At 55.8% G+C, this 26552-nt stretch carries 29 protein-coding genes and 2 tRNA genes; 9 read left to right on the forward strand and 22 right to left on the reverse strand.

What is annotated here, in order from left to right; translation table 11 throughout:
- Positions 1-61: 61 nt before the first annotated feature.
- Positions 62-1066: an AraC family transcriptional regulator gene (locus BLT77_RS09500; RefSeq protein ID WP_090365037.1), complete on the reverse strand. Its 1005-nt coding sequence runs from the start codon at positions 1064-1066 to the stop codon at positions 62-64.
- 142 nt (positions 1067-1208) lie between these two features.
- Here BLT77_RS09500 and BLT77_RS20475 point away from each other — a divergent pair, with 142 nt between their 5' ends.
- Both BLT77_RS20475 and BLT77_RS20480 read left to right on the forward strand, forming a co-directional pair.
- Positions 1209-1544 carry an NAD(P)-binding protein gene (locus tag BLT77_RS20475; protein ID WP_245709911.1) on the forward strand — a complete coding sequence of 112 codons (336 nt, stop codon included), beginning with the start codon at positions 1209-1211 and terminating at the stop codon, positions 1542-1544.
- Positions 1535-1969, forward strand: coding sequence for an NAD(P)/FAD-dependent oxidoreductase (locus BLT77_RS20480; RefSeq protein WP_245709912.1), 435 nt, complete (start codon positions 1535-1537; stop codon positions 1967-1969). The genes BLT77_RS20475 and BLT77_RS20480 overlap by 10 nt, the downstream gene beginning before the upstream one ends.
- Before the next feature lie 48 nt (positions 1970-2017).
- Here the strand turns inward: BLT77_RS20480 and BLT77_RS09510 are convergent, their stop codons facing one another.
- From BLT77_RS09510 to BLT77_RS09525, 4 genes are all read right to left on the reverse strand, one after another.
- Positions 2018-3262: a multiheme c-type cytochrome gene (locus BLT77_RS09510; protein WP_090365038.1), complete on the reverse strand. Its 1245-nt coding sequence runs from the start codon at positions 3260-3262 to the stop codon at positions 2018-2020.
- Between the two features lie 84 nt (positions 3263-3346).
- Positions 3347-3901, reverse strand: coding sequence for a type II secretion system protein (locus BLT77_RS20600; RefSeq protein WP_090365039.1), 555 nt, complete (start codon positions 3899-3901; stop codon positions 3347-3349).
- A 146-nt stretch (positions 3902-4047) separates the two neighbouring features.
- Positions 4048-4464 (reverse strand): Hsp20/alpha crystallin family protein, encoded by a 417-nt coding sequence (locus BLT77_RS09520; RefSeq protein WP_090365040.1) that lies wholly within the window; start codon positions 4462-4464, stop codon positions 4048-4050.
- A 159-nt stretch (positions 4465-4623) separates the two neighbouring features.
- A complete protein-coding gene (locus tag BLT77_RS09525) occupies positions 4624-6033 on the reverse strand; it encodes an aminotransferase-like domain-containing protein (protein WP_090365041.1) in 1410 nt (469 codons plus the stop codon).
- 112 nt (positions 6034-6145) lie between these two features.
- On the opposite strand from BLT77_RS09525, the gene ccoG reads away from it, so the two are divergent.
- Positions 6146-7516, forward strand: coding sequence for a cytochrome c oxidase accessory protein CcoG (gene ccoG, locus BLT77_RS09530; protein WP_245709913.1), 1371 nt, complete (start codon positions 6146-6148; stop codon positions 7514-7516).
- Positions 7517-7562: 46 nt separating this feature from the next.
- On the opposite strand, the gene BLT77_RS09535 is transcribed toward ccoG, so the two are convergent.
- From BLT77_RS09535 to BLT77_RS09545, 3 genes are all read right to left on the reverse strand, one after another.
- Positions 7563-7639: transfer RNA gene (locus BLT77_RS09535), tRNA-Val, on the reverse strand.
- A gap of 5 nt (positions 7640-7644) precedes the next feature.
- Positions 7645-7721 (reverse strand) — tRNA-Val (locus BLT77_RS09540).
- A gap of 112 nt (positions 7722-7833) precedes the next feature.
- Complete coding sequence (locus tag BLT77_RS09545) at positions 7834-9198, reverse strand: MATE family efflux transporter (protein ID WP_090365043.1); 1365 nt, start codon at positions 9196-9198, stop codon at positions 7834-7836.
- 37 nt (positions 9199-9235) lie between these two features.
- On the opposite strand from BLT77_RS09545, the gene BLT77_RS09550 reads away from it, so the two are divergent.
- Entirely contained in the window at positions 9236-9850 is a 615-nt protein-coding gene (locus tag BLT77_RS09550; RefSeq protein WP_090365044.1) for a riboflavin synthase subunit alpha, read from the forward strand.
- Between the two features lie 6 nt (positions 9851-9856).
- On the opposite strand, the gene BLT77_RS09555 is transcribed toward BLT77_RS09550, so the two are convergent.
- Complete coding sequence (locus tag BLT77_RS09555) at positions 9857-10063, reverse strand: CPXCG motif-containing cysteine-rich protein (RefSeq protein WP_090365045.1); 207 nt, start codon at positions 10061-10063, stop codon at positions 9857-9859.
- Between the two features lie 322 nt (positions 10064-10385).
- Here BLT77_RS09555 and thrS point away from each other — a divergent pair, with 322 nt between their 5' ends.
- The 4 genes from thrS to rplT all read left to right on the forward strand — a co-directional run bounded on the left by thrS (position 10386) and on the right by rplT (position 13531).
- A complete protein-coding gene (gene thrS / locus BLT77_RS09560) occupies positions 10386-12314 on the forward strand; it encodes a threonine--tRNA ligase (protein WP_090365046.1) in 1929 nt (642 codons plus the stop codon).
- Positions 12315-12317: 3 nt separating this feature from the next.
- On the forward strand, positions 12318-12860 hold the full coding sequence (gene infC, locus BLT77_RS09565) for a translation initiation factor IF-3 (protein WP_084144414.1): 543 nt from the start codon (positions 12318-12320) through the stop codon (positions 12858-12860).
- 93 nt (positions 12861-12953) lie between these two features.
- Positions 12954-13151, forward strand: coding sequence for a 50S ribosomal protein L35 (gene rpmI, locus BLT77_RS09570; protein WP_028112920.1), 198 nt, complete (start codon positions 12954-12956; stop codon positions 13149-13151).
- Between the two features lie 20 nt (positions 13152-13171).
- Positions 13172-13531: a 50S ribosomal protein L20 gene (gene rplT, locus BLT77_RS09575; protein WP_028108504.1), complete on the forward strand. Its 360-nt coding sequence runs from the start codon at positions 13172-13174 to the stop codon at positions 13529-13531.
- Positions 13532-13670: 139 nt separating this feature from the next.
- On the opposite strand, the gene BLT77_RS09580 is transcribed toward rplT, so the two are convergent.
- Complete coding sequence (locus BLT77_RS09580) at positions 13671-14015, reverse strand: hypothetical protein (protein ID WP_090365047.1); 345 nt, start codon at positions 14013-14015, stop codon at positions 13671-13673.
- A gap of 299 nt (positions 14016-14314) precedes the next feature.
- On the opposite strand from BLT77_RS09580, the gene BLT77_RS09585 reads away from it, so the two are divergent.
- Complete coding sequence (locus tag BLT77_RS09585) at positions 14315-15070, forward strand: Nif3-like dinuclear metal center hexameric protein (protein WP_090365048.1); 756 nt, start codon at positions 14315-14317, stop codon at positions 15068-15070.
- 66 nt (positions 15071-15136) lie between these two features.
- On the opposite strand, the gene ttcA is transcribed toward BLT77_RS09585, so the two are convergent.
- The 12 genes from ttcA to ccoN form a co-directional block, all read right to left on the reverse strand.
- Positions 15137-16063, reverse strand: a complete 927-nt coding sequence (gene ttcA / locus BLT77_RS09590) for a tRNA 2-thiocytidine(32) synthetase TtcA (protein ID WP_090365049.1) — start codon at positions 16061-16063, stop codon at positions 15137-15139.
- Positions 16064-16210: 147 nt separating this feature from the next.
- A complete protein-coding gene (gene uspE, locus BLT77_RS09595; protein ID WP_425431731.1) occupies positions 16211-17140 on the reverse strand; it encodes a universal stress protein UspE in 930 nt (309 codons plus the stop codon).
- A 309-nt stretch (positions 17141-17449) separates the two neighbouring features.
- Complete coding sequence (gene uspE, locus BLT77_RS09600; RefSeq protein WP_090365051.1) at positions 17450-18373, reverse strand: universal stress protein UspE; 924 nt, start codon at positions 18371-18373, stop codon at positions 17450-17452.
- Positions 18374-18528: 155 nt separating this feature from the next.
- Positions 18529-19275, reverse strand: a complete 747-nt coding sequence (gene etrA, locus BLT77_RS09605) for an electron transport transcriptional regulator EtrA (RefSeq protein WP_176819262.1) — start codon at positions 19273-19275, stop codon at positions 18529-18531.
- Positions 19276-19336: 61 nt separating this feature from the next.
- Positions 19337-20026, reverse strand: coding sequence for a sulfite exporter TauE/SafE family protein (locus BLT77_RS09610; RefSeq protein ID WP_090365052.1), 690 nt, complete (start codon positions 20024-20026; stop codon positions 19337-19339).
- On the reverse strand, positions 20019-20177 hold the full coding sequence (ccoS, locus tag BLT77_RS09615) for a cbb3-type cytochrome oxidase assembly protein CcoS (protein ID WP_028112928.1): 159 nt from the start codon (positions 20175-20177) through the stop codon (positions 20019-20021). The genes BLT77_RS09610 and ccoS overlap by 8 nt, the downstream gene beginning before the upstream one ends.
- Positions 20174-22540 carry a heavy metal translocating P-type ATPase gene (locus BLT77_RS09620; RefSeq protein WP_176819263.1) on the reverse strand — a complete coding sequence of 789 codons (2367 nt, stop codon included), beginning with the start codon at positions 22538-22540 and terminating at the stop codon, positions 20174-20176. Before BLT77_RS09620 ends, ccoS begins: the two co-directional genes overlap by 4 nt.
- Before the next feature lie 11 nt (positions 22541-22551).
- Positions 22552-23028, reverse strand: a complete 477-nt coding sequence (locus BLT77_RS09625; RefSeq protein ID WP_090365053.1) for a FixH family protein — start codon at positions 23026-23028, stop codon at positions 22552-22554.
- Positions 23029-23192: 164 nt separating this feature from the next.
- Positions 23193-24155 (reverse strand): cytochrome-c oxidase, cbb3-type subunit III, encoded by a 963-nt coding sequence (gene ccoP, locus BLT77_RS09630; protein WP_090365054.1) that lies wholly within the window; start codon positions 24153-24155, stop codon positions 23193-23195.
- Between the two features lie 6 nt (positions 24156-24161).
- Entirely contained in the window at positions 24162-24323 is a 162-nt protein-coding gene (locus BLT77_RS09635; protein ID WP_028112932.1) for a CcoQ/FixQ family Cbb3-type cytochrome c oxidase assembly chaperone, read from the reverse strand.
- 10 nt (positions 24324-24333) lie between these two features.
- Positions 24334-24945 carry a cytochrome-c oxidase, cbb3-type subunit II gene (ccoO, locus tag BLT77_RS09640; protein ID WP_090365055.1) on the reverse strand — a complete coding sequence of 204 codons (612 nt, stop codon included), beginning with the start codon at positions 24943-24945 and terminating at the stop codon, positions 24334-24336.
- An 11-nt stretch (positions 24946-24956) separates the two neighbouring features.
- A complete protein-coding gene (gene ccoN, locus BLT77_RS09645) occupies positions 24957-26414 on the reverse strand; it encodes a cytochrome-c oxidase, cbb3-type subunit I (protein ID WP_090365056.1) in 1458 nt (485 codons plus the stop codon).
- Positions 26415-26552: the final 138 nt, after the last annotated feature.

Here is a 26552-nt window from a genome sequence, read left to right on the forward strand (position 1 = left end):
CAAAAAGCGAGGCTTGATGCCTCGCTTTTTTTTGCCTGACTTTTTATGGTGCCTTATCGGTTTATCGCAAGGGCCGGGCCGGACAATGGCGCTGACGATAATGGGTCGGGCTTTCGCCGGTATAGCGCTTAAAGGCGTTGGAGAAATTCGCCGTTTCGCTGTACCCCAGCCAGTCGGCAATGTCGTCGACCCGCTCTCCTTGTCTTAACATCTCTCTGGCTTGGCTGATGCGGTGCCGGCTCAGCAGTTGGCGGTAGCTTAGCTTGTGCTGCGCCAGTCTGCGGCGCATGGTGCGCTCGGCGATGCCCAGTAGCGCAGCCATCTGCGACGATGTCGGCATCAGAAACGGTTGACGCTTTAAGTGAGCGTCGATCCGGGCCGCAAGATCATTGTGGGTCAGCGCCAGGCTCCGGGCTTCGCAACGAGTCAGGCAATGGGCAAAAGCGGCCTGATCCCGATCCGGCATGGGCCGATCCAGCCATACCGGGCTGAACCAGATCTCGTTGCAATCGTGACCAAACTCCACCGGGCAGCCAAAATGGGCTTGATAGTCGATGTTATCGCTTCCGCGGTGATTGAGTTTTAGCGCAACAGGCGAAAATTCAGGCCCGAACAGGGAGTCACCCACCTGCTTGATGGCGGCCAGGTCCCGATCGGAGAACACCTGATGCAGCCGAGCCTCACTGAGTGGCTGGCCACCAAGGCGCAGTTTGACCCCTTGCTCATCGATGAGGTAATCGAAATCAAACAGGGTAAAGGTCAGGTTGGCGTATTTGCAGACTACATCGAGGGCGGCGCGAAAATCCGGAGCGGCCAATATGGCGTAACCCAGTACCCCGTAGCTTTCGATACGAAACCCTTGCCCCAGCCTCAGGCCGATGCCCGGGTCTTTGCTCTGCTCTGCCAGTTGACGGTAAAAATCGACGTGTTGCCACCGGGAGATGGGGCTGGCGTCATTCTCCAAGTCCCTGGTCGTCAGGCCAACGCGGCGCAGCATTTGGCCAACATTCAGCCCCAGGGGAGCAACGGCGCCGATGGCGTTCCGAATCACTTTAACACTGTCCATGTGTCCTCCTTGAGACCATTACCCTAGTGGCTTTGGCCGAGAATCACAATGGCCGACCGCTACGGCCATTCCAAAATCGGCGTCCGGCGGTTAGTTTTGGTAACCACCTGATGCTCGGAGCGCGCGCCACTCACAGGGGACAATGATGACTCTAGGCGCCAAACTACCGCACAGCAATGCCATACGACGACAGCCTCGGGTGGTGATTGCCGGTGCGGGCATGACCGGGATTCTGACCGCCATTAAGCTCAGGCAGGCAAGGATCACCGACCTGGTGATCCTGGAAAAACGCGCCGGCCTGGGGGGCGCCTGGCGTGAAAACCGCTACCCCGGGGTGGCGTGCGATGTGCCGTCGCATTTTTACAGCTACTCCTTTGCACCTAACCCGGATTGGCGCCGCCGTTTCGCTGGCGGCGAAGAGATTCAGGCCTACTTTGAGCGGGTGTTCCACTTGAGTTTATGCGGCCGATGGTCGTAATCGGCGAGGAGGGGGGGACCATAGAGCAGCAATGGCGCCACAAGGTCCAGGCGTATCGTTCGATGTTGATTCCCGGCTTTCCGAATCTGTTCCTGATGCTGGGGCCCAATACCCCCATAGGCAACTTCTCGGTCATCGCCATGAGTGAAGTCCAGATGGATTACCTGCTGCAGTTGATTCAGCAGTGGCAGCAACGCCATTTTGATGCCGTCAGCGCCCGCACCAGTGCCATGGAGGCGTTTAACCATACACTTAAAACCGCTATGAAAGACACGGTCTGGTTGGGAGTTTGTCAAAGCTGGTACCTGGACCCGGACGGAGACCCGGCCATCTGGCCATTCAGTTGGCAACGTTGGGTCGATGAAGTGGCAGCGCCGCAGATGGCCCACCTTAGACTGCACCAATACAGTAATGAGCCGATCTAAACAGGCCCGGCCACTGCATTGAGGCGCAGCCACCGGGCATGGGTTCGATTAGTGGGCCTTGGCCTGGCTGTGGCTGCGGCGCATCTCTTCGGCTTTCTCCTTGATCTCCTGCAGATCCCGGACCATTTCGCTCCAGCCGTACCACAGCGCGTAATCCGGGTTGGCATGGAAGGCCCCTTGGAAGCCGCGCATTCGGTGCTTCAGGTGCATCTCAAACAGCGTTTGTTCGATGCTGGTGGGGGCATCATGGAAGGTCAGCAGGTCCGGGAACGCCTCGGCGTAGGACTCGGGCTTGGTCAGTACCCCTTCCTGATACAGGGCGGCGATCTCGCGAATCCCCTCGGCCAGCAGATGATCCAGATCCCGAATCAGCGCATCGGCCTTATCCAGTTCCGCTTTGGCAAAATTGGCGGAGTGGCAGTCGCCGCAGACTTTCAGCATCTTGTTGCGCTCACGGTCGAAGTCTTCCTTGGTTAGCCTGGCCACATCGGCGGCTTTGATCACCTCAAGGCGCGGCGTCGGCTCGCCCTTGCTGTCCAGCACGCCCAATGCCTGCAAGATGGTGACCTGATCGGCCTTCCACTGCGGGTCATCCGATAACGGCAGACGAACGGCCAGGAAACCCCAGGCGGTGCGTACCTCGTGGTCGCCATCGACCATATGACAAGTCTGGCAGGTCGGCGCGGGGGTAGACTCCGGCAGGGTGCCGTTTTGTTTCAGCAGATAGCGAACCCCGTGCTTGGACGACGACCACATCTCCCACTGCGGATGATCAAACCCCATATGGCAGGTTTGGCAAGCCTGGGGCTCCCGGGCTTCTTTCACCGAGAAGGTGTGGCGGGTATGGCAGGCATCGCAGGAGGCGTGGCCGAACTGGCTGCCGGCCTGCTTCAGGGCGGCAATCTCCTCGTCACTCTTCAGGCCCAGCTTGTGACAGCCGGTGCAGCCTTTCATGCCCTGATTAAGCGCCATGGGAAGCGCATGGGTGGTGGGCATGGCATTGACCGACGCCCAGGACAGGGCGTGCTTGCCTTTGGAAAACTGTTCCAGCCGTTCACCGTGACAGGCGCCACAGGTCTCGGCGGTAATGGTGCTAAGGTTGCCCACGTCCTCGGCACTGCTGTGTTCGCCTTCGTGGCACATATCGCAGCCGATTTCGTTGTCAAAATGGCGGCTGTTCTTCCAGTCTTCAACGATAAGCGGCGTCACCTTGGCATGACAGGAGTCACAACTTTCCTGCGCCAGAACCTGGCCGGTCAATAGCAAAAAAACAAGGGCGATCAGGGTGCGCATACCCGCCTCCAAAGCAAAAGGGCCAACTAAACCCTACTCAGCTTAGTTGACCCTGCAAATGGTGGGGGTAATTAATCGGCCTTTCTAGCTGCCGTTGCTGTAGGAGGCCATGTTGATCTCGGTCTGGCCGGTTTCCAGCGTATAGGTCAACGTAGGCAGGTCGACGCCGGTGTCGTTTTTCTCACCGACGTAGATGTAGTAGCAGGCGGACGGATCGGAACGATACCAGTATTTGATCGGGGTGCTGGTGTTGCCGTCAAAACTGCCGTCGGTGGCGGTTCTGGTGGTCAGATCCGAGTTCAGCAGACCGGTCCACAATTCGCCGCAGTTGGTGCCGGTCAGGGTACCGTTATAGTTGATGCCGGCGGGGAAGCCCTGCTCGTTGCTGTCGACGTTACCTTCGCCAAAGCTGGCGAGATCGGTAACGGCGCCCTGGCTGCCGTTGGCCAGCCAGCCACTGTGATACAGCCCTACGGCCGACCGGAAATCGGAAAAGGCTGCTTGATACACCGCCTGGTGGGCTTCCGGAGCCAAGCTGGTAAAGCGGGGAAGGGCTGTGGCGGCCAATATGGCCACAACGATGATGACTGCCACCAGTTCGATCAGGGTAAAACCGCGGCAGGGACGGCGGACTAACATTGGCGCCTCAAACAGACATTCGATTTTAGAGTAAGGACTCGAATTTTAAGGCGAATTGTGGCTGTTGTCACCCTGGCTGATCACTGTTTAATTCATCGATACCAGAAGAAAGAGCTGCCGGAGCAGCTCTTGTGTAGTGGTCATTGCTAGTGCACTTCAACCCGATCCGGTACCGCAGCTTTTGGTTCCAGTTTCGGCAGGGTCAGTGTCAGTACGCCGTTATCGAAGTGAGCATCGATGTCATCGACGTTGAGCTGGTCGCCTACCTCGATGTTACGGATGAAGACCCCTTCATGGCGCTCCTTACGGATAAAGTGCTTCTCTTGCACCTTCTGTTCCTGGTGACGCCGGGCTTCAATGCGCAGCACGCCGTCGGCCAGGGTAATGGCCACGTCCTCTTTGTTGACGCCGGGCAGATCGGCACTGAGCAGATAGTGATCCTGCTCTTCAACGATGTCGATGCGTGGCATCCCCAGAGAAGCTGATGCTTCGTCGCCGTGTTCGCGCCGGCGTTCCATCAGTGGCCAGAAGTCAAACAGAGATTCACGGGGAAACAGATTCATATTTTCCTCCTGTCAGTCCATGGGCAGATGCCGTGGGGAATGGCACACCGCCTCTGTGAATTCTCACTGTTTATTTTATGCCCACTTCGGCGGGGGGGGCAAAATAAATTGTGTGTCATTGATCGCGATCAACGGCGCACCGTCCGTCGAACCATCTTCTCAGCCTGATGCTGAAAACGCCCGGTCTAGCAGCATCAGAGCATCGTAGCGGGGACCGATAGGCGGATGGGCAAAGCTCAGTCTTAGATAGTGATCGTACTGGCCACCGGCGGAGAACAGGGCGCCGGGGGCGATGACGATGTTATTGGCCAGCAGGCTCTGGTAATGGGCCTTGGTGTCCTGGTTGCGCGCCAGCTCAATCCACAACGACAGGCCGCCTTCAGGAACGGTGCAGTGAAACGGCACCTGCCACTGTTGGTTCAACACCTGAAGCAGCCGATCACGATTGTGCTTTAACTGCTGGCGTTGATGCACCAGATGCCGCTTAAAGTGTCCTTCGGCCATAAAACTGGCCAGCCCTTCCTGCAGCGCCTGGCCACTGGCCAGTTGATTAATCAGCTTTAGGTGGACGATGCGGTCATGGTAGCGGCCGCCACAGATCCAGCCAATGCGCAGATCCCGGGACAGGGACTTGGAAAATGAGCTGCACAGAATGACTCGTCCATCCCGGTCATATCGCTTCAGCGGCTCCGGCTGAAAGTGAAAGCCCAGGTCGCCGTAGATGTCGTCCTCTATCAGGATAAAGTCGTGACTGCGGGTCAACTCGACCAGTCGCCGCTTCTCAGAGGCCGGCATGCAGGCGCCGGTCGGGGTGGCGTAGTTGGGGGTCACCACACAGGCTCGTACGTCCCACTGCTCCAGTACCTGTTGCAGTGCATCGGCACTGAGCCCCCGGGTTGGCGAGGCCGGCACTTCAACTACTTTTAACTTTAACTGCTGAAGCAGTTGCAACACGCCATAAAATGCCGGGCTCTCCACCGCCACCACATCACCGGGCTGGCAACAGCTCATCAACGCCAGGAACAGGCTATTCTGGCACCCGGAGGTAATGCAGATGTCGTTCGCATCCAGGGAGCATTGGCGACTGCGGTAATGGCTCTGGATCTGCTGTCTCAATGCCAGGTTGCCCTCAGGGCCGGTGTAATAAAATGCCTTCTGTTTAGTTTGCTGGCGCATGGCGCGTCCCAGGTGACGATTGAGCCGCTCCAAGCTCGGTTGGGGCTCGGGAAGCGGTGCCCAGGGGCAGAGGTCAAATGCCGCACTGCGGGCCATGATTTCGTGAAATATCTCCGGCACCTGGATCAGTTGGGGTGGCTTTTGCACAAAATTGGTTTGAGGCGGGGTGTCGACCGGCTTGCGCCGGGCGACAAAATAGCCGGACCGGGGGCGGGCTTCCACCAGGCCGGCGGCCTCCAGTGCGTGCAGCGCCTTTTGCACGGAGATCTTGGCTACCCGGTGCTGCTCACTGAGCTGGCGGATCGACGGCAGCCGATCACCGGGCAACCACACATCGGACTGGATGCGGTCACTCAGAGAATCCGCCAACTGCTGGTACAGGAATTTCGACATGGTGCTGCCTCGAGGCTTTTATCTGTCCCTATTATAATTTATTTTATTGTATCTATGAATGACAGGTGGGGCCCGTACACTCTCGAAAGGTTCAGCACTTTCTGGAGTTATCGTGAAACCCGTATCCGCGTCTAATCAAAGGGTTGTTTTCAGGAGTGGCGTCTCCGAAGGCAAAATCTACATCAGGGAACAGAGTGGCAGGCTGCAACGGATTCGGCGCGGCCTGAATTTCGGTCTGGTCGGGCTGTTCCTGCTGCTGCCTCTGCTGCGTTACCAGGGCCACCAGGCGATCCTTTTCGACCTGGGGCAGCAGCGACTGGATCTGTTTTCGCTGTCGCTGTTCCCCCAGGACCTGATGATTGTGGCTCTGCTGTTTATCCTGGCTGCCTTTGTGCTGTTTACCGTCACCAAGTTGTACGGTCGCATCTGGTGTGGTTTCAGCTGCCCGCAAACGGTGTGGACCCTGATGTTTAACTGGCTGGAACGCCGTATCGAGGGCTCCCATAGCCACAGCCGGGCTTTGGATGCTCAGCCCTGGAGTGGCAACAAGATCGTCCAAAAGGGGCTTAAACATGGTTTATGGTTGGCGTTGTCACTGGCTTCCGGCCTGACCTTCGTGTCCTATTTTGTTCCCGTAGCAAAGCTGTATCCGGCATTTTTCCAAGGGCACGCCTCGCTGACGGTGCAGGCCTGGGTGTGGTTTTTTACCCTCTGCACCTATGTGAACGCCGGATGGCTGCGGGAGAAGGTGTGCCAGCACATCTGCCCCTATGCCCGGTTCCAGTCGGTAATGTTCGATGATACCACCCGCCTTCTTGGTTACGATGCCGCCCGGGGGGAATCCAGGGGGCCACGGAAACGCGGTCAGAATCTCTCGTCTCAGTTGGGGGACTGCGTGGATTGCGATTTGTGCGTCCAGGTCTGTCCGGTGGGCATCGACATCCGCGACGGACTCCAGTATCCCTGTATCAGTTGCGGCCTGTGCATCGACGCCTGTGACCAGACCATGGATCGCTTCAATTATTCGAAAGGCTTGATCCGTTTCACTTCATCGCGACAGGGCGGGCGCTCGGCCACCGGTTATCTGGGGTATGGGGTAGGGGTGCTGCTGACAATCCTGGCCATCATGGCCTGGTCCAATGCTCGAACCAGCTTTGAGGTGAACGTGATTCGTGATCGTCAGGCCCTGTACCGGGTCAACAGCGCTGGCTTTGCAGAAAATACCTTCAAATTTAAGGCGCTCAACAAGACTCAGCAGCCGCGAACCTACGGCATCATCGTCCAGGGGGTTTACAGCCTGGCTATCGAAGGTGATGCCTACATGACCGTGGCACCGGGGGAGCACCAGACCCATGTCCTGACGGTAGCACTGACGGAAGACGCCCGGGAGACACAGACACCGATACGCTTCGTGGTGGTGGATGTGAACACCGGTGAGCACCTGTTCCGCCAGTCTACTTTTTACGCCGGCACCGCCGGATAGAGGCCAACAAAAAAGCCCGCACATCTCTGTGCGGGCTTTCGGAATGTGGTACAACCGAGTGGATTTGAACCACCGACCCCTACCATGTCAAGGTAGTGCTCTAACCAACTGAGCTACGGTTGTATCGCTGGTGCGTCTGAGTGGACTCGAACCACCGACTTCCACCATGTCAAGGTGACACTCTAACCAGCTGAGTTACAGACGCGTCTCGCTAAGCGATGGCTAGATACTAGGGGCTGACGCCGTCATTGACAACCCCAATGTTCAGGTTAAGTGTCTGTTTGACTAAACATTGTCCTCAGCAGGTGGATTTTGCATCATTGTGGCAACTCTGTGGTCAGCCGCAGCCGCCGTTGAATCACCACCAGTCGCCACTTCAGCAGCAGCGCCGCTGTGGACAGACCGCTGATAAAGCCGATCCAGAATCCGGCCGCCCCCATCGGGGCTGCCAGCCAATCGGTCAGGCCCAACACCAGGCCGGTGGACAAGCCCACTCCCCAATAGGAAAACAGTGAGATCCATAACAGGGCCGTCGTGTCTTTGTAGCCGCGCAGGCTGGCGGCAGCCACTACCTGTACGGTATCGGAGAACTGATAGATGGCGCACAGGAACATCAACTGTCCGGCCAGCAGCAGCACTTGGGGGTCCGAGCTGTACAGCTGTGCAATGGTATCGCGGGCGAGGACAGTGAAGCTGGCGGTGATGACCGCGATCACCAGACCGACCTGCAGGCCGAGTTTGGCCACCATGGCGGCGGTTTCCGGTTTGTCCTGTCCCAGGTAGTAGCCTACACGAATGGTCACCGCCATCCCGAGTGCCAGTGGCAGCATGAAGATCAGCCCGGAGAAGTTCGCCGCCACCTGATGGCCGGCAACGGTGACGGCCCCCAGGGGCGCGATGGCCACGGCGACAATGGCAAACAGGGTCACCTCGAAGAACAGTGCCAGGGCGATGGGTAACCCCAGGCCGAAAATCCCTTTTTGGGTCTCACTGTCTACCTTGCCCCAATGGCTGAAGATCTTCATGTGGCGGAACTTTTTCGCCCACAACACATAGGCAGCCATCGACAGGAACATGGCCCAGAATACGATGGCCGTCGCCACGCCACAGCCGGCACCGCCCATGGCGGGAAAGCCCAGGTGACCGTATATCATGATGTAGTTGGCAGGGATATTCACCGCCAGGCCTATGAAGCCGATGATCATCGAGGGCAGGGTCCAGGAGAGGCCTTCGCTGAAATTTCTCAACACCTGGAACAGCAAAAAGGGCGGGGCACCCCACAAAACTGCCTCAATGTAGCCCTGACTGAGCGCAAACAGCTGCGGATCCAGATCCATCTGTGCTAAAACCCAGTTTGCCTGGCTGAAAACCCCCATCGCCACCACACCGCACAGCAGTGCCATGTAGATCCCCTGGTGCACCAGGGGCCGAATTTTATCTTCTTGCCTGGCGCCATGCAGATGCGCCACCATAGGGGTCAATGCCATTAAGATACCGGCAAAGAACAGGATGGTCGGTAACCAGATGCTGGTGCCGATGGCCACGGCGGCCATGTCGGTGGCACTGACCCTTCCGGCCATCACGGTATCGATAAAGCCCATCATGGTCTGAGCCAGTTGAGCGGCGAGAACGGGTAGGGCGAGGCGTATGAGGTTTTTTACCTGATAGAGGCGGCTGTGCATATTGTACGGTCCGGTACGACTGAATTATTGGAGTTATATGTTTACTGGAATTGTTCAGACCAAAGCGCGAGTAGCGGCCATTACTGAGAAGGATAGACTACGTACTTTTGCAGTACAGATACCTGAGGCCTTCAGAAAGGAATTGGTGGTGGGCGCCAGCGTGGCCCACAACGGTGTGTGTTTGACCGTTACTGAACTGGATGATGATAAAGTCTTTTTTGATGTAATGGAAGAGACCCTGCGGGTTACCAACCTTAAGGATCTCGGCGCCGGCGACAAGGTGAATATTGAGCGGTCACTGGTATTTGGTAAAGAGGTCGGAGGCCATGTGGTGTCCGGTCACGTTCACACCCTGGCTCGCATCGACGCCATCGATAAAACCGACACCAACTGCACCTTTTCTCTGACCGTGGATCCGGCCTGGATGAAGTACATCCTCCATAAAGGCTTTGTTGCCATCGACGGCTGCAGCCTGACGGTTGGTAGCACCAGAGAGGACGGCTTTGAAATTCATCTGATTCCGGAAACCCTGGCGGTCACCACCCTGGGCGAACGCCGGGTCGGCGATGAACTCAATATCGAGATCGACAGCCAGACCCAGGCGATAGTCGATACCGTTGAGCGGGTGCTTTCCCAGCGCGGCCTGGCCTGATTGCGGCTAATACAGCTGTTCGTCGTCGCCATCGACGAACAGCTTTAACGACTGCTTTTGCTCATCGACCCACAACTGCAGGTGGATGGCATTACAGCAGGCCTGGCAATCTTCGTAATACTCCTGATCGCCGCCGCTGGCGTCCACCGACACCGAGGTCTGAGACCCGCAGTGTGGACATTGAATGCGTTTAAAGAAGGCGTCGGTTCTCATGGCGAGCTCCGGTCTGTGGCTCCTTTAGCAAGTGTATGCCATAGCACTGGTCTCTACCGCACAATCGCCTCCTCGATCCCCTAATTTACCGGCACCGCCTATGAAACTGTTGGTAAATAAAGGGTTGCCAGGCTAAAGGGTTTGTAAACCGACCATCAGATTCCTATACTACGCTTTCGCCGGCGCCCTGGGTTGCACTGCGCTGCTCTGTTTACCCCGTAAGGTAGATACCAGACGCATCAGATAACCCACGGATTTGCCGCTCTAATTTTACTATTCAAACATGTGATCTTTTGTGTGGATCACCACTGTGGAGAGTCCTATGCCTGTAATTACCCTGCCTGACGGTAGTCAACGTCAATTCGACAACCCTGTTTCTGTTATGGATGTGGCCCTGGACATCGGTCCTGGCCTGGCGAAAGCCTGTGTGGCTGGTCGCATCAATGGCGAGCGCGTCGATGCCTGTGAAGTAATGACCCAAGACAGTGAGCTGTCCATCATTACCGCCAAGGATGAAGATGGTCTGGAGATCATCCGTCACTCCTGCGCCCACCTGCTTGGCCACGCCATTAAGCAGGTGTGGCCTGAAGCCAAAATGGCCATCGGCCCCACCATCGACAACGGCTTCTACTACGACATCGATCTGGAACAGAAACTGACCCAGGAAGATCTGGATGCGCTTGAGAAGCGGATGCAGACCCTGGCAAAGACCAACTACGACGTCATCAAGAAGAAAGTCAGCTGGCAGGAAGCACGTGACACCTTTGAAGCTCGCGGCGAGACTTATAAAATCGAGATTCTCGATGAAAACGTCAGCCGTGATGACAAGCCAGGACTCTACCATCACGAAGAGTACATCGACATGTGCCGTGGCCCTCACGTGCCCAACATGAAGCACTGTCACCACTTTAAGCTGATGAACGTTGCCGGTGCCTACTGGCGCGGTAACTCCGACAACAAGATGCTGCAACGCATCTATGGCACCGCCTGGGCGGATAAGAAGCAGCTTAAAGCGCACCTGAACCGTCTGGAAGAAGCCGCCAAGCGTGATCACCGTAAAATCGGTAAGGCGCTGGATCTGTTCCATTGGCAGGAAGAAGCACCGGGTATGGTGTTCTGGCACAACGATGGCTGGAACGTGTACCTGGAGCTGGAGAAGTTTGTTCGTACCAAGCTGTCCGAATTCACCTACCAGGAGGTGAAAGGCCCGCTGATGATGGATCGGGTGCTGTGGGAGAAGTCAGGCCACTGGGACAAGTACGCCGACAACATGTTCACCACCGAGTCTGAGAAGCGTGAATACGCCATCAAACCGATGAACTGTCCCGGTCACGTTCAGATCTTCAACCAGGGTCTGAAATCCTACCGTGATCTGCCGCTGCGTATGGCGGAATTTGGCTGTTGCCACCGTAACGAACCGTCCGGTGCGCTGCACGGCCTGATGCGGGTTCGTGGTTTCACTCAGGATGACGCCCACATCTTCTGTACCGAAGAGCAGGTGCAGTCCGAGGTGACCGATTGCATTCGTATGGTGTATGACACCTACGAAACCTTTGGATTCGCCAGCATCGCCGTTAAGCTGTCGACCCGTCCGGAACAGCGGGTGGGCACTGACGAGATGTGGGATCGCGCCGAGCAGGGGCTGATGGACGCGCTGAAGGCCAACGACATCGCCTACGAACTGCAGCCGGGCGAAGGGGCGTTCTACGGTCCGAAGATCGAATTTACTTTGCACGATTGTCTGGATAGAGCTTGGCAGTGCGGCACCATTCAGTTAGACTTCGCTCTTCCTGAGCGTTTGGGTGCCAGTTACGTTGCTGAAGATAACAGCCGTAAAACCCCGGTGATGATTCACCGTGCCATTCTGGGCTCTCTGGAACGTTTCATCGGAATTTTGATTGAAGAGTACGCCGGTCGATTCCCGACCTGGCTGGCTCCGACACAAGCCGTCGTGATGAACATTACTGACAAACAATCAGAATATGTTCAAAAAGTCGCAGAAGCTCTCAAAAATGCTGGAATTAGAGTGAAAGCAGACTTGAGAAACGAGAAGATTGGCTTTAAAATTCGCGAACATACTTTAAAGCGCACGCCTTATTTATTGGTCGTTGGTGACAAAGAAGTCGAAAACGGCGAAGTGGCAGTGCGTACACGCGATGGCGCTGACCTGGGTAAGTTTAAAGTCGAAGACTTGATTGCCCGCATCACAGATGAAGTCAGTGACCGTAGTCTGCAATTGCTGGAGGAATAAGCTATAAAAGGCGGAAAGAAGCAAGGTCCGGCCAAGGACCAAACTCGAATCAATGGTGAAATTCGCGCTCGTGAAGTTCGTCTGATTGGTGTTGATGGTGAGCAAGCAGGTATCGTTTCAGGTCGTGAGGCCGCGGAACTTGCACAAGAAGCCGGTTTGGATCTGGTAGAGATCAGTCCAAACGCGGAGCCACCGGTTTGCCGGATTATGGACTACGGTAAGTTCCTTTACGAACAGGCTAAAAACCAGAAGGAACAGCGTAAAAAGACCAAGCGGATTCAGGTTAAGGAAGTCAAATTCCGTCCTGGAACCGATGATGGCGATTATCAGGTAAAACTACGCAACCTGACTCGCTTCTTGGAAGATGGAGACAAAGCGAAAGTTACGCTGCGTTTCCGTGGTCGCGAAATGGCCCACCAGGATCTCGGCATCAAACTGTTGAACCGTATTAAAGACGATTTGGCAGAGATTGCAGTGGTCGAGGCTTTCCCTAAAGTGGAAGGTCGTCAAGCGGTGATGGTCCTCGCACCAAAGAAGAAACAGTAAGGCTTCCAAGTAATTAAATCAGCTCGGTCGCTGACCGGGCTGATTTTGTTCGCCTTGCAGTTCTATTTTTTTATTAACAATGCGGAGTTTCAAATGCCTAAGCTGAAATCCAATAAGGGTGCCGCTAAGCGTTTTAAGAAAACTGCCTCCGGCGGTTTCAAGCGCAAGCAGTCACACCTGCGTCACATCCTGACCAAGAAGTCTACTAAGCGTAAGCGTCATTTGCGCTCCAAACAGATGGTTGCTAAGTCTGACGTTGCTCAGATCAAAACCATGCTGCCGTACGCTTAATTGGGAAGGAGAGTTAAAAAATGGCTCGTGTAAAACGCGGTGTTACCGCTCGTGCTCGTCACAAGAAAGTACTCAAGCAGGCTAAAGGCTACTACGGTGCCCGCAGTCGTGTCTATCGCGTAGCAGTTCAAGCTGTTACCAAGGCTGGTCAATACGCTTACCGTGACCGTCGCCAGAAAAAGCGTCAGTTCCGTCAGCTGTGGATCGCCCGTATCAACGCTGCTGCTCGTCAGAACGGCATGTCTTACAGCCGTTTCATCAACGGTCTGAAGAAGGCGTCTGTTGAGATTGATCGTAAGATCCTGGCCGATATCGCTGTATTCGACAAGGTAGTATTTACTGCCCTGGTAGAAAAAGCGAAAGAGGCTCTGGCTAAGTAAGCATTGCTTACGTGTCAGGAAAAAGGGACCTCAGGGTCCCTTTTTTAATGGCTGCGGCAAGGAGAAACCGGTTTCTCTCGATGCAGCCAAATAAAAAGGCCAGCATAAGCTGGCCTTTTTATTTACCAAAATCGCTATTTTAGCGTTGGCCGCGGGGCAGGGCGTTACCCTTATTTGCAGCCAGCTTTTGTGCCCAAAGTTGCTTGGGAGACAAACCGCCGTTGCCACTTTTTACCGCTTTGGCTTTTGCTTTCGGTGCGGCTTTCTTGGTCACTGGCTTCTCAGCCGCTGCAGCCACTTCAGCTTCTGTCGCGCCGGAGCTCATTTCCTGAACCATATCAGCCAGGTCGCCCAGTCGCAGTGACTTGCCACCATCAACTTTGAACCAGCTGCCTTTCTGCTCGATGGTAGCGGCTTTGCCATGTTTCTTAAGGTACGCATCGTTAAATTGCTGCAGTACCTCTTCCTTGTTTAATTTGGACATGTGTTATTAAACCTTTGTCATTAAGCCGACTCGGGCCGGTATTAAAGCTAATCTTTATACCGATTCTGCGGCTACTTGTCTAATTTTTGCTGGAAAAATGCATCAAAACTGAGAGCGCAGCAGTCTATTACTCTCGTTGGTTAAAAGAGCGGCTGACATTTAAAAAACTAAACTGTCATGCTCAACTGTGCTTATTATCAGGTCAGACTCAAATCTATTTTTACTGTCGCCGAAACAGTGGAAATCCCACCCAGTCTGGTTACACTGTACCACTGCCCGTACACTCAACGAGAGATATCATGAAACGCACTCAACTGCTGGCTCACCTGGAAGGCTTACTCCAACCCTGGAACGTTAAAGATTACGCTCCCAACGGCCTTCAGGTCGAAGGCCGGGATGAGATTCAGCATATTGTGACTGCGGTGACCGCCAGTCAGTCGGTGATAGACCGGGCGGTTGAACTGAACGCCGACATGGTGTTGGTGCATCACGGTTATTTCTGGAAGGGCGAGGCGCCGCAGATCACCGGCATGAAGCACAAGCGTCTGCGGGCGTTGCTGGTGAACGACATTAACCTCGTTGGCTACCACCTGCCGCTGGATATTCACCCCACCCTGGGTAATAACGCCCAGCTGGCCAAGGCCCTGGGCATGATCATCACCGGCCCCATGGAGGTGGATAACGAGCATTCGGTTGCGGTGTGTGCCCGCCTGGATCCGCCCATCGACGGTGCGGAGTTGGCCAGGCGCATCGAAGCGGTACTGGGACGCCCGCCCCTCCACATCAAAGGGCACGATCGCCCCATCAGCAGTCTGGGAATCTGCAGCGGCGGCGCTCAGGACTACATCGATCTGGCTGCTTCCCGCGGACTGGATGGCTACCTGTCCGGTGAGGTCTCCGAGCGTACCTATTACAGTGCCACCGAACAGGGCATCGACTATTTTGCCGCTGGCCACCACGCTACTGAGCGGGGCGGGATTCAAGCACTGGGCAATCATTTGGCCCAGGAGTTTAATCTTCAGATCAGCTTCGTCGACAGTGCCAATCCGGTTTAACACCGACAACGGAGCAACAAAAAAGGGCGCCTGTGGGCGCCCTTTTTTTGTGTCTTAGCCGTCAACTCATGGCTGATACAGGTTTACCACATCGATGCGACTGGCTTCATCCAGATCGATGTGGCCACTGTTGGCGCTGTCAAAGAAATCAAATGCCGGCAGATCTGCTTCGGCAACTTCGCCACTTGGCTTGGCATCCGGGTCGGCAGTCAGGCTTTGGAAATCAAACAACTGTCTGTCCACCAGTTGAGACGGGGCCACATTCTGCATGGCGGTAAAGATGGTCTCGATGCGCCCGGGGAACTGCTTGTCCCATTGATTGAGCATCTCCTTGACCTGTTTACGCTTAAGGTTCTCCTGAGAGCCACACAGGTTACAGGGGATAATGGGGAAGGCTTTCATGCTGGCGTATTCGGCGATGTCCTTTTCGCGGGCGTAGGCCAGTGGCCGAATGACGACGTTGGCGCCATCGTCGGAGCGCAGTTTCGGGGGCATTGATTTGAGCTTGCCGCCAAAGAACATATTCAGGAACAGGGTCTCCACCATGTCATCGCGGTGGTGGCCCAGGGCGATCTTGGTGGCGCCGATGCGCTGTGCAAAGCCATACAGGGTGCCACGACGCAATCGGGAGCACAGAGAGCAGGTGGTTTTGCCTTCCGGAATCTTGTCTTTGACGATGGAGTAGGTGTCTTTCTCCAGGATGTGGTATGCCACGCCCAGGCTGTCGAGGTAGGCCGGCAGAATCTCTTCGGGGAACCCTGGCTGCTTCTGGTCCAGGTTAACCGCCACCAGCTTGAAATCCACTGGTGCCCGGTGCTGCAGATTCAACAGAATGTCCAGCATGGTGTAGCTGTCTTTACCGCCGGACAGGCAAACCATGACAACATCGCCGTCTTCGATCATTTTGTAATCTTCAATTGCAGAGCCCACTTCGCGTCGCAGACGCTTCTGCAATTTATTCAGACGGGTTTTCTGTTTCTGACTCAGTTCCACTCAATACCTCGAAATGCCACAAATGGGGCTGGCATTATTCCAGCATCGGTAAAGGTGGTAAAGGGTCAGGCAGAAAAAAACGCGGCCTAAGCCGCGTCGTTGACGGGTTTGTGCCGGCTCAGCCCCCTAAGGCGCCTTTAAGCCGGTTCAGTCGGCCAGGGGGCAGACGAAGTTGGCGGGCTTGAAGGCCACCAGGTCGCACTCCAGGCTGTCAATCACGTGTTCGGCGGTGTTGCCGATCAGCGCCGCCGACAAGCCGCTGCGACCCACGGTACCCAGCATGACCAATTCGGCGTTCAGTTCTCGGGCCAGGTCGGGAATCACATCTTCTGGTAGCCCCTCAAGTACATGGCAATGGGCTTCATCGATGTCGTGCCTGGCGGCCAGTTCGGCGATGCGCGCCTGGTGGTGCTGCTTGATGGACTTGTTGTAGGCGTGCGCGTCAAAATCCGGCAGTTCGATGGCGATGTTCACCGGCGTACCGGGATAGCCGTTGACCAGGTGCACCGTGGCATCGATGAGGCTGGCAAGCGATACCGCTTTGCTGACGATGCGCTCATTGAGCTCTTTGTGGTCCTCATCATCGGCGGCGACATTAACGGCCGCCAAAATGTTGCCTTTGGCAGGCCAGTCATTCTCTTTAACCAGCAACACCGGCACCGGGGCCTTGCGCAGCAAGTGCCAGTCGGTGGGGGTAAAGATCACCGATTTTAGCTTGTCATGGGCGTGAGTGCTTTTGATGATGTAAGCGATGTCGTTGTTGAGCACATGGTTGATGATGCTTTCAAATGGCCGGTTGTGCCAGACCACTTCAAAATCCACATCAATACCCTCGGCCTTGAGGGGCTCTGCTAACTGCTCCAGCCATTTTTGTCGCTGCATGACGACGCCGTTACGCATCGCGTCCCGCTCCTCCTGGGACAACATTGAGGTCATCTCATAAGAGAAATCAAAAATGCTCAGAAACAGGGTCAAACGTGTGCCGGCGCAGCGCGCCAGATGTGCGGCACGAGCCAGGGCCGGTTGTTCATCGCGGCTGGGGTCGATTACCACAAGTAGTTTGTCGCTGCTCATAATACTCTCCTAACTGGACTCCCTCATCGCCATCGTGGCATGGAGCTGAGGAACATTCCTTTGTTTAGATCAACAATAGCGTCGTTGCCGGTCCTGTGCAGCGACGAACCCTTGATGCGTGTCTGCCAGGTGCAGACGCCGAAACTCCGTTTTACTGAAGGGAGACGCCTTTCAGCTGAACTGGGTGGACATCAAATAGAGTACCACTTGTAGCTAAAATTCAAAGAGTTATTAAGTTGGTCATGAATGACAGCGGCCCGGTTCCCGACCGCTGCTGCCAAAATGCCCCGTCAGAAAGGATGGCTGGTACTGTTACGCCAGAGGAGAGCGGAACTGATCCGGCTTTAACGCCAGCAGGTCACACTGCAGATTATCGATCACCTGCTCCGCGGTGGTACCGAGCAGAGTTGCGGTGATCCCCTGTTCCCCGATGGTGCCCATGACCACAAGCTCGGCGTCCAGCAGCTTTGCCTGGCCGGAGATCACATCCTCAGGCAGCCCCTCTTTGACATGGCAGCGTTCAGGGAGGATGTTGAACTGGGCGCCGAGCGCTTCTACGTGCTCCTTGTGATGCTGGTGCACCGACTTGTTAAAGCGGGAGGAATCCAGCGCGGGCTGTTCGATAAACATGTTTTCCGGTAATCCCGGGTAACCGTTAACCAGGTGCACCACTCCGTCGATGAGCTCGGCAAGGTTCTTGGCGGTATTAACGATGCGGGTATTGAGCTCCTGATGCAACGGATCCTTTGAGTCCACATCCACCGCAGCGATGATTACCCCTTGTGCCGGCCAGTCATGCTCTTTAACCAACAGTACCGGTACTGGCGCCTTGCGGATAAGGTGCCAGTCGGTTGGAGTAAAGATCACCGACTTAAGCGTGTCGTGGGCCTGGGTGCTCTTGACGATGTAGGACACATCGTTGTCCAGTACGTGGCGAATGATGCTTTCGAACACCCGCACGTTCCAGTCAATCTCATAATCAACAATCAACCCCTCTTGCTGCAGTGGTGCCACCAGCCGTTTCAGGTGGGCTTCATGTTTTTCCAGCAGTGCAGCCCGAAGCAATTCACGCTCCTCCTCGGACAGCAGCGCCCGTTTCTCATAGGAGAAATTAAATATGGTCAGAAACAGCGTCATGGGGGCGCCGGTTTTACGCGCCAGGTGGGCGGCGCGGTCTAAAGCGGGTTGTTGCTCTCGGGAAGGGTCAATCACGACCAGGAGTCGTTCACTGCTCATAGCGTTTTCCTCCGGACAGGGCCGGAACTCTGCCGTCAAATGGGAATAACCACTCTTTGTTCTAGAACAAAACTGGCACTTTCGCTAATAGAGAAACATGTGCGGAGGAGGGCGAGCGACAACGCCCACCAAAAGGTGGGCGCAGAAACAAGGGGTTATCGAGCGATTCTGGCATTTCCAGCCAGGTCAGAGAGTCGCTCGAGATCTACAATAGTAATGTACTTGCCTTTGACTTCAATCAAGCCGGATTTCTGGAATCGGCCCAGTAAGCGACTGATGGTTTCGACGGTCAGGCCCAGATAGTTGCCGATGTCTCCCCGAGTCATAGTCAGGCGGAATTCACGGCTTGAAAAGCCTCGATTGCCGAATCGCTTGGCCAGGTTGCTGATGAAGGCAGCCAGGCGCTCCTCGGCGTTCTTCTTAGACAGCAACAGAATCATCTCTTGGTCACCCATGATTTCATTGCTCATCAGGCGCATGATCTGCTGTCGGAGTCTGGGCATGACGCCACTGAGTTGATCCAGAGTTTCATAAGGGATTTCACACACCATGGCGGTTTCAAGGGCCTGGGCGAAACTTTGATGCTGTTCTGAATGGATGCCATCAAATCCAATGACATCGCCGGCGAGGTGGAACCCGGTAATCTGTTCGTCGCCATTTTCTGTGATGGTATAGGATTTGATTGTGCCGGAGCGAATGGCGAACAGACTTTTCAGTGGTTCACCAGATTGGATGAGGATTTCACCTTTTTGTATCGGCTTTTTCCGCTCAATAATGGCGTCGAGTTTATCCAACTCATTGGCATTAAGAGTGAAAGGAATGCAGAGTTCCGACATGCTGCAATCATGACAGTGGATGGCACATCCACCGAACGCCGTCCGTTTTGCTCGATTGTTATCCAAGGTTCTGTACACCTGATTGGCTTCTTCCTACGGTATGGTAAACCAAATCAGGCCGTTTTAGCTACAAAATTTGACCTAGAGCAATAAAAAGAGTGTGAACTCCGTAGGCGATTAGCAATACTGAACTGATAAGTTTAAACCCCTTATGTACAAGGAGTTTTTTAAAGGCATCGGCGGCAGCCCCCACAAGGAACATACTGGGCAGGGTTCCCAGGCCAAACGCCAGCATGGCGACCATGGTGTTGCTGATGCTGCCAAGGGACAGGGCCCAGATCAAGGTTGAGTACACCAGGCCGCAAGGCAGCCAACCCCATAACAAACCGGCGAAAACCGCTTTAGAGGGTTTGGAGATCGGCAACTGGCGGCGGGCTACCGGCGCCAGGGTATTCCACACCGGTTTGCCCAGCTTCTCCACCCACAACAGTGACCGGTTAAGATTGGCCAGGTACAGTCCCATCATGACCAACAGTACTCCGGCCAAAAGACGTAGCCCAGCCAGCCAATGATCGACATTAAACAGACTACTCATGCCGGCAGCCAGGGTCGACAGGATCGCGCCGGCCATCACATAACTGGCAATGCGGCCGCCGTTGTAGGCGCCGAGCAAGGTAAACCGCTTGGCCAGGTTGGCCTGTTGATGGCTGGGCAGACCGTGAGACAGGGCCGCCATAATGCCGCCACACATTCCCACACAGTGGGCCGACCCCAGCAGGCCGATGGTGACCGCGGCCCAGAAATCGAGCTCATTCATGGCGATCTTTACGGTCTTCGTCAAACAGGATGTTAGACGCCTGACGATCCAGATCTTCAAATTGGTCCGATTTTACTGCCCAGAAAAAGATCACCACGGCGATGATCACAAACAGAATGGCGACCGGAATCAGGGTAAAGATGATACTCATAGTTTTAATAGTCTCACGCTGTTGCCCACCACGATGAGGGAGCTCGCTGACATGCCGATGGCGGCCACATAGGGGGGAACCCACCCCATCACCGCCAGAGGCATAATGGACAGATTGTACCCTAGGGCCCAAAGCAAATTTTGACGGATAACACGAACGGTCTTTTTCGAGATCGCAATGCCATCGATGATCGGTGCCAGACTGTCGCCCAGCAGCACCAGATCGGCACTGCTTTTGGCCAGTTCGGTACCGGCGCCCATGGCGATGGAGATATCGGCCCCGGCCAATACCGGCGCATCGTTGACGCCGTCGCCAAACATCGCTACCCGTTGTCCCTGAGCCTGTATCTGTTTCAGATAGTGGTGTTTCTGCTGCGGATTCACGCCATGGGTGCAATGATCCAATCCCAACTCCGTCGCTACAACGGCAGCATTGGGGCTGGGGTCGCCGGAGAGCATCTCGCAGCGTAGTCCCATGGCCTTGAGGGCGGAAATGGTGGCTTTGGCGTCTTCTCGCAGGCGATCGGCCAGGGAGAACCAGGCCAGTGGTCCCTGGGCATCGGCCAGCCAGATCTTGTTGTCACTGACGCCGTGACCGGCAAATTCACCATGACCGATTCGATATTGATGTCCATTGACCCGGCCGGTGATGCCACTGCCGGCGATGTGCTCCACTGACTCTGCGGTGACATCACTACGCTCATAGGGCTTAAACACCGAGGCCAGCGGGTGGCTGCTGCGCCGCTCCAGCGCGGCGGCGACCATCAACGGGTTGAGACCAGACTCCCTACCTGGCACCAGTTGATGCTCGGCCAACTGCCAGTGACCGTAGGTGAGGGTGCCGGTTTTATCAAACAGCAGGGTGTCCACCTTAGGCAGAGCTTCCAGAACCCGGGAACTGCGGGTCAGCAGGCCATGGTGGCGCAACGCGTTGCCACCGCAGGTCAGGGCTGCCGGGGTGGCCAGGGACAGGGCACAGGGGCAGGTTGCCACCAGCACAGACAGGGTGATCCAGAACGCCTGGGCGGGATCGATAAACTGCCACACCAGGTAGGTGAGCGCGGCAATGATCAACACTCCGGGCACAAAGTAACGGGCGACCTTATCGGCCAGGCGGGCGATTTCCGGTTTCTCTTCGGCGGCCTGCTCCTGCAGCCGCACTATGGTGTGCAGCAGTTGGTTACTGCCTATCTGAACAACCTCGACTTCGATGCTCTGATCAAAGTTGATGCTGCCAGCGTAGACGGCGTCGCCCTCGGTCTTTTTCACCGGCTGTTGTTCACCGGTGAGCATGGACTCATTCACCGAGGTTTGGCCGGATACCACCACGGAATCCGCCGGAATCGGCTCCCCGGGACGTACCAGGCAGCGGTCACCAATTTTCAGGGTTTTCGCGGCGACCTGGGTGTGGCCGGCCTGTTGGCATAATTCGGCGGTCAGCGGCACCAGCCGGTGCAGGTTAGAGCTGGATTCGGCGGCTTTGCGTCGGGCCCGCTGTTCCAGGAATCGCCCCAGCAGCAGGAAAAACGTAAACATCGATACCGACTCGAAGTACACCTCGCCGGTGCCCTTGAAGGTGGCGATGCAACTGGCGGTGAAGGCACCGAGAATGGCAATGGACACCGGCACGTCCATATTGACCCGAAGTGACATTAATGAGCGCAGGGCACTGAAGTAGAACGGCTGGGCCGAGTACAGGGCCACGGGGGTGGCAAACAGCAGTGAGACCCAGCGGAAGTAGTCGCGGTACACCTCATCCAGATCGGTGAAATAGCCCATGTACAGGGCTACGGCCAGCATCATCACCTGCATGGTGGCCATACCGGCCAGCCCGAGGCGGAACAGGAACTGCTGTGAGCTTTTGGCGTAAGTCTGTTCTTTGCTGTCCGGTTGGAACGGCGTCGACGGGTAGCCCACCAGCGCCATCTGATTGAGAATCTCCGACAGCTTAATCTTGGCTGGATCCCAGCTGACGGTGGCACGCAAGGTGGTGGTATTGACGGTAATGCGGGCGATGCCGTCGCACTTTCTCAAGTGACGTTCAATCAGCCACGCACAGGCGGCGCAACTGATCCCCTCGACCGACAGCACCACCGAATTGAACTTGCCGTCGCTGGCCACAAAGTCTCGCTGTACCTCATCGAGATCGTAGGCATCGAGCTGGGCCATGATGGCGTCCAGGTTCTGCTTACTGCCGGTTTCGGTACGGTAGCGGTAGTAATCCCCCAAGCCGGCATCGCAGATGGTCTGAGCGACGGCGGCGCAGCCCGGGCAGCACATGGGATGGGACTGGGCGTCAATGATGACGCAGTAATCGGTGGACAGCGGTACCAGCTGTCCACAGTGGAAACACCCTTTATCCACGCGGACTCCTGTTATCGAAACCAGACCGACTGGTCTACCGGCAGGGCGATGCGTTGTTGCAGGCGCCAGCTTTGATCGAAGGCATCAATCATGACTTGCCAGTTGCCGTTCACCAGCTCCTCGGCCGGTACCGGGTAACGGCCACTGGCGTCCTGGGTCAGCATCATAATGCGATCGTGCCGGGGCAGGGTGGTGTGGTGGAATTCCACTTCGATGGCCGCGCCGTCGCTGGGGCCGCCATGTTGAATCAGGTACAGGGTGTCATTCTGTTGGGTTAACTCGAACACCACGCCCAGGTTGCGGGCCTGGGTGATGCGGGACAGGTCCTGGTTAATCCCTTTTCCTTTTTTGTAGTAATCCTCGGCGACCAGGGCGACGGGATTGTCTACGGCAACCTTGATGGTCATCAAGGCGGCTATCACAACGGATCCCGGTAACAGGATCAAAAACCATGGCCAGAACTGCTTGTACCAGGGAGTTGCATTCATCTAATTTACCTTCCAATGGACTGGGCCCCATTTTACGCGTTTCCAGGGCGGGAAACCAATCGATGGTGATGACATCCGCCGTCTGCGCATGGGCTGGCAAAGGGCAGTGCCGGAGTGTTAACAAAGGAAAAAAAGCCCCGCCAAAAGACGGGGCTGGGTAGGGGTTAGCCTTGGCTCAGGCTGTAGACGTAAGCGGTAATAAGGTGAACCTTATCCTCGCCCAGAACGTCTTTCCACGCCGGCATCACACCGGTACGACCGTTACGGATGGTGTCTTCGATCACCTTACGGCTGCCGCCGTACAACCAGTTGTTGTCGGTCAGGTTAGGCGCGCCCAGCAGCGGATTGCCGGTGGCGTCCATACCATGACAGGCGAAACAGCCCTTCATGAACCCGGCCTGACCCTTGGCGGCCAGCTCGGCATCGTGCTTACGACCGCCCAGGCCATACACGTACTCGGCAATGGCCGGGATCTCTTCGTCGGTAATGGGCAGGCCACCTTTAGGCATCATCATACCGCGTCGACCGTTCATGATGGTCAGCTTGATGGTGGCCGGATCGCCGCCCCACAGCCAGGCACCGTCGGTCAGGTTAGGGAAGCCGGGGCCACCCTTGGCATCGGAGCCGTGACATTGGGAGCAGTTCTGCAGGAACAGACGCTGGCCAATCTTCAGGGCGTCGGCGTTGCTCACCAGAGCTTCTACCGGTTGCTCTGCAAAGCCCTTAAAGATAGGACCATACTGGGCATCGGCCTGAACCACTTCCCGATCGTACTGCACGTAACCTTGATTCAGGCTGGTGCGAGCCGTATCGGCCGCCAATTTGGAATCTTCCAAAGACAGTACGCTCTGGTTGGACGATGTCCAGCCCAAAAAGCCTTTCCAGTTACCCAGGCCCGGGTATGCAGCCAGGTAGCCGAGGCCAAACACGATGGTAAACACGAACATGTAGGACCACCACTTCGGCAGAGGGTTGTTGACCTCCTCAATGCCGTCGAAAGTGTGCCCCATACCTTCGCCTTCCTCAACGCCCATCTTGTCCTTAATGCACCAGATGAGGATGGCAAGGCAACCGAAGATCACCCCGAGGGTGATAACGGTAATAAATGTACTCCAAAAGCTGGTCATCTTAGATTACTCCTTAGATCCCTTAGGCGTGTTCTCGTCGTCAAAGACGAGGTTGGCCGCTTCATCGAATGCGGGCTTGCGCTTGGCGCTGTAAGCCCAGCCGATGATGGCCAAAAAAATCAGCAATAAAACGAGGGTGACAATGCCTTGAAACGTTCCGTAGTCCATCAAAGCCTCCTTATTTCAGAGCTGTGCCCAGAGATTGCAGGTAAGCAACCAAGGCGTCCATTTCGGTTTTACCCTTAATGGACTCGACGTCCTTCTGCAGTTCCTCGTCGCTGCCATAAGGTACGCCGAAGTTATCGCGGAAGATCTGAAGTTTTTTCAGAGTCGATTTACCATCCAGTGTGTTCTCATCCAGCCAGGGGAAACCGGGCATGTTGGACTCGGGTACCACGATACGTGGGTCACGCAGGTGGACGCGATGCCAATCGTCAGAGAAGCGGCCGCCGACTCGAGCCAGGTCAGGCCCGGTACGCTTGGAGCCCCACAGGAAGGGGTGTTCCCATACGTGTTCACCGGCAACAGAGTAGTGACCATAGCGCTCGGTTTCACTGCGGAACGGACGGATCATCTGGCTGTGACAGTTGTTGCACCCTTCACGGATGTACACGTCGCGGCCCTCCATCTGTAACGCCGTGTAAGGGGTCAACCCTTTCACCGGAGTGGTGGTTTCGTTTTGGAAAAGCAGCGGCGTGATCTGAACCAGACCACCAAAGCTGATGGCAATGATGGTGAAGATCGCCATCAGGCCGATGTTCTTTTCAATAATCTCGTGCTTGAATTTCATTGCGCTTCTCCTTAAGCAGTTTGAGGCTGAAGTTCTGCCTCGTCCTGCAGTGAGCCATCAGGCGCTTTGATGGTGCGGTATACGTTGTACGCCATCAGCAACATACCGGTGACGAAGAACAAGCCACCTACGAAGCGAACGAAGTAGAACGGATACGAGGCCTCGAGAGACTCAACGAAGCTGTAGGTCAGGGTGCCGTCGGCGTTAACCGCACGCCACATCAGGCCTTGCATAACACCACTGATCCACATGGACACGATGTACAACACGGTGCCGATGGTTGCCAGCCAGAAGTGCACGTTCACCAGCTTGATGGAGTACATGCGGCCCTGGGCGAACAGGTTCGGGATCAGGTGATAAAGCGAACCGATGGACACCATGGCAACCCAGCCCAGTGCACCGGAGTGAACGTGGCCGACGGTCCAGTCGGTGTAATGCGACAGGGCGTTGACGGTCTTAATGGACATCATCGGACCTTCGAAGGTAGACATACCGTAGAAGGAGAGGGACACCACCAGGAATCGCAGTACCGGATCGGTACGCAGTTTGTGCCAGGCGCCGGACAGGGTCATGATGCCGTTGATCATGCCGCCCCAGGAGGGTGCGAACAGAATCAGGGACATCACCATACCCAGAGACTGGGTCCAGTCGGGCAGGGCGGTATAATGCAGGTGATGCGGACCGGCCCAGATGTACAGCGCAATCAAGGCCCAGAAGTGGACAATGGAGAGGCGGTAGGAGTAGACCGGACGACCCGCTTGCTTAGGCACGAAGTAATACATCATACCCAGGAAACCGGCGGTCAGCAGGAAGCCAACGGCGTTGTGACCGTACCACCACTGCACCATGGCATCGACGGCTCCGGCGTACACCGAATAGGATTTCATGGTCCACAGGCCACTTTCGACGTCCACCACTGGCACGGCCAGGGAGTTGACGATGTGCAGCACGGCAACCGTGATGATAAAGGCACCGAAGAACCAGTTCGCCACATAGATGTGCTGAACCTTACGCTTCATGATAGTGCCAAAGAATACAATGGCGTACGACACCCACACAACGGCGATGGCGATATCAATCGGCCATTCCAGCTCCGCGTATTCCTTGGAGGTGGTGTAGCCCAGAGGCAGGGTGATGGCGGCGGCCAGGATGATCGCTTGCCAACCCCAGAAAGTGAAGGCGGCGAGCTTGGGCGCGAACAGGCGAGCTTGACAGGTACGCTGCACCACGTAGTACGAGGTCGCGAACAGTGCGCTGGTGCCAAAGGCGAAAATTACCGCGTTAGTGTGTAACGGGCGAAGGCGGCTGTAAGTCAGCCAGGGGGTATCAAAATTGAGAGCTGGCCAGATCAGCTGTGCGGCGATAAAGACGCCAACCAGCATTCCAACGATCCCCCAAATGACGGTTACTACAGCGAACTGACGGACAACTGTATAGTTGTAATCAGTGCTGGAATTAGTCAGGTTCATATTTTTAGCTTCCACTGCAATTGCATGTTAACTTCCACGAACGAAGTTGGAGTAACGCACATTTCGATGCAAATTAACGCAAACGAATAACATTTGACCACTTCAAGCGTGATATGCATCAAGGCAAGGTCATGATAC

This window comes from Ferrimonas sediminum, from assembly GCF_900100175.1.
GTDB classification, from domain to species: Bacteria; Pseudomonadota; Gammaproteobacteria; order Enterobacterales; family Shewanellaceae; genus Ferrimonas; species Ferrimonas sediminum.

What these genes read in the sequence shown, in the direction of transcription:
- BLT77_RS09500 (WP_090365037.1), bottom strand. Translation starts at nt 1,066, where the DNA reads ATGGACAGTGTTAAAGTGATTCGGAACGCCATCGGCGCCGTTGCTCCC.
- BLT77_RS20475 (WP_245709911.1), top strand. Translation starts at nt 1,209, where the DNA reads ATGATGACTCTAGGCGCCAAACTACCGCACAGCAATGCCATACGACGA.
- BLT77_RS20480 (WP_245709912.1), top strand. Translation starts at nt 1,535, where the DNA reads ATGGTCGTAATCGGCGAGGAGGGGGGGACCATAGAGCAGCAATGGCGC.
- BLT77_RS09510 (WP_090365038.1), bottom strand. Translation starts at nt 3,262, where the DNA reads ATGCGCACCCTGATCGCCCTTGTTTTTTTGCTATTGACCGGCCAGGTT.
- BLT77_RS20600 (WP_090365039.1), bottom strand. Translation starts at nt 3,901, where the DNA reads ATGTTAGTCCGCCGTCCCTGCCGCGGTTTTACCCTGATCGAACTGGTG.
- BLT77_RS09520 (WP_090365040.1), bottom strand. Translation starts at nt 4,464, where the DNA reads ATGAATCTGTTTCCCCGTGAATCTCTGTTTGACTTCTGGCCACTGATG.
- BLT77_RS09525 (WP_090365041.1), bottom strand. Translation starts at nt 6,033, where the DNA reads ATGTCGAAATTCCTGTACCAGCAGTTGGCGGATTCTCTGAGTGACCGC.
- BLT77_RS09545 (WP_090365043.1), bottom strand. Translation starts at nt 9,198, where the DNA reads ATGCACAGCCGCCTCTATCAGGTAAAAAACCTCATACGCCTCGCCCTA.
- BLT77_RS09550 (WP_090365044.1), top strand. Translation starts at nt 9,236, where the DNA reads ATGTTTACTGGAATTGTTCAGACCAAAGCGCGAGTAGCGGCCATTACT.
- BLT77_RS09555 (WP_090365045.1), bottom strand. Translation starts at nt 10,063, where the DNA reads ATGAGAACCGACGCCTTCTTTAAACGCATTCAATGTCCACACTGCGGG.
- thrS (WP_090365046.1), top strand. Translation starts at nt 10,386, where the DNA reads ATGCCTGTAATTACCCTGCCTGACGGTAGTCAACGTCAATTCGACAAC.
- rpmI (WP_028112920.1), top strand. Translation starts at nt 12,954, where the DNA reads ATGCCTAAGCTGAAATCCAATAAGGGTGCCGCTAAGCGTTTTAAGAAA.
- rplT (WP_028108504.1), top strand. Translation starts at nt 13,172, where the DNA reads ATGGCTCGTGTAAAACGCGGTGTTACCGCTCGTGCTCGTCACAAGAAA.
- BLT77_RS09580 (WP_090365047.1), bottom strand. Translation starts at nt 14,015, where the DNA reads ATGTCCAAATTAAACAAGGAAGAGGTACTGCAGCAATTTAACGATGCG.
- BLT77_RS09585 (WP_090365048.1), top strand. Translation starts at nt 14,315, where the DNA reads ATGAAACGCACTCAACTGCTGGCTCACCTGGAAGGCTTACTCCAACCC.
- uspE (WP_090365051.1), bottom strand. Translation starts at nt 18,373, where the DNA reads ATGAGCAGTGAACGACTCCTGGTCGTGATTGACCCTTCCCGAGAGCAA.
- BLT77_RS09610 (WP_090365052.1), bottom strand. Translation starts at nt 20,026, where the DNA reads ATGAATGAGCTCGATTTCTGGGCCGCGGTCACCATCGGCCTGCTGGGG.
- ccoS (WP_028112928.1), bottom strand. Translation starts at nt 20,177, where the DNA reads ATGAGTATCATCTTTACCCTGATTCCGGTCGCCATTCTGTTTGTGATC.
- BLT77_RS09625 (WP_090365053.1), bottom strand. Translation starts at nt 23,028, where the DNA reads ATGAATGCAACTCCCTGGTACAAGCAGTTCTGGCCATGGTTTTTGATC.
- ccoP (WP_090365054.1), bottom strand. Translation starts at nt 24,155, where the DNA reads ATGACCAGCTTTTGGAGTACATTTATTACCGTTATCACCCTCGGGGTG.
- BLT77_RS09635 (WP_028112932.1), bottom strand. Translation starts at nt 24,323, where the DNA reads ATGGACTACGGAACGTTTCAAGGCATTGTCACCCTCGTTTTATTGCTG.
- ccoO (WP_090365055.1), bottom strand. Translation starts at nt 24,945, where the DNA reads ATGAAATTCAAGCACGAGATTATTGAAAAGAACATCGGCCTGATGGCG.
- ccoN (WP_090365056.1), bottom strand. Translation starts at nt 26,414, where the DNA reads ATGAACCTGACTAATTCCAGCACTGATTACAACTATACAGTTGTCCGT.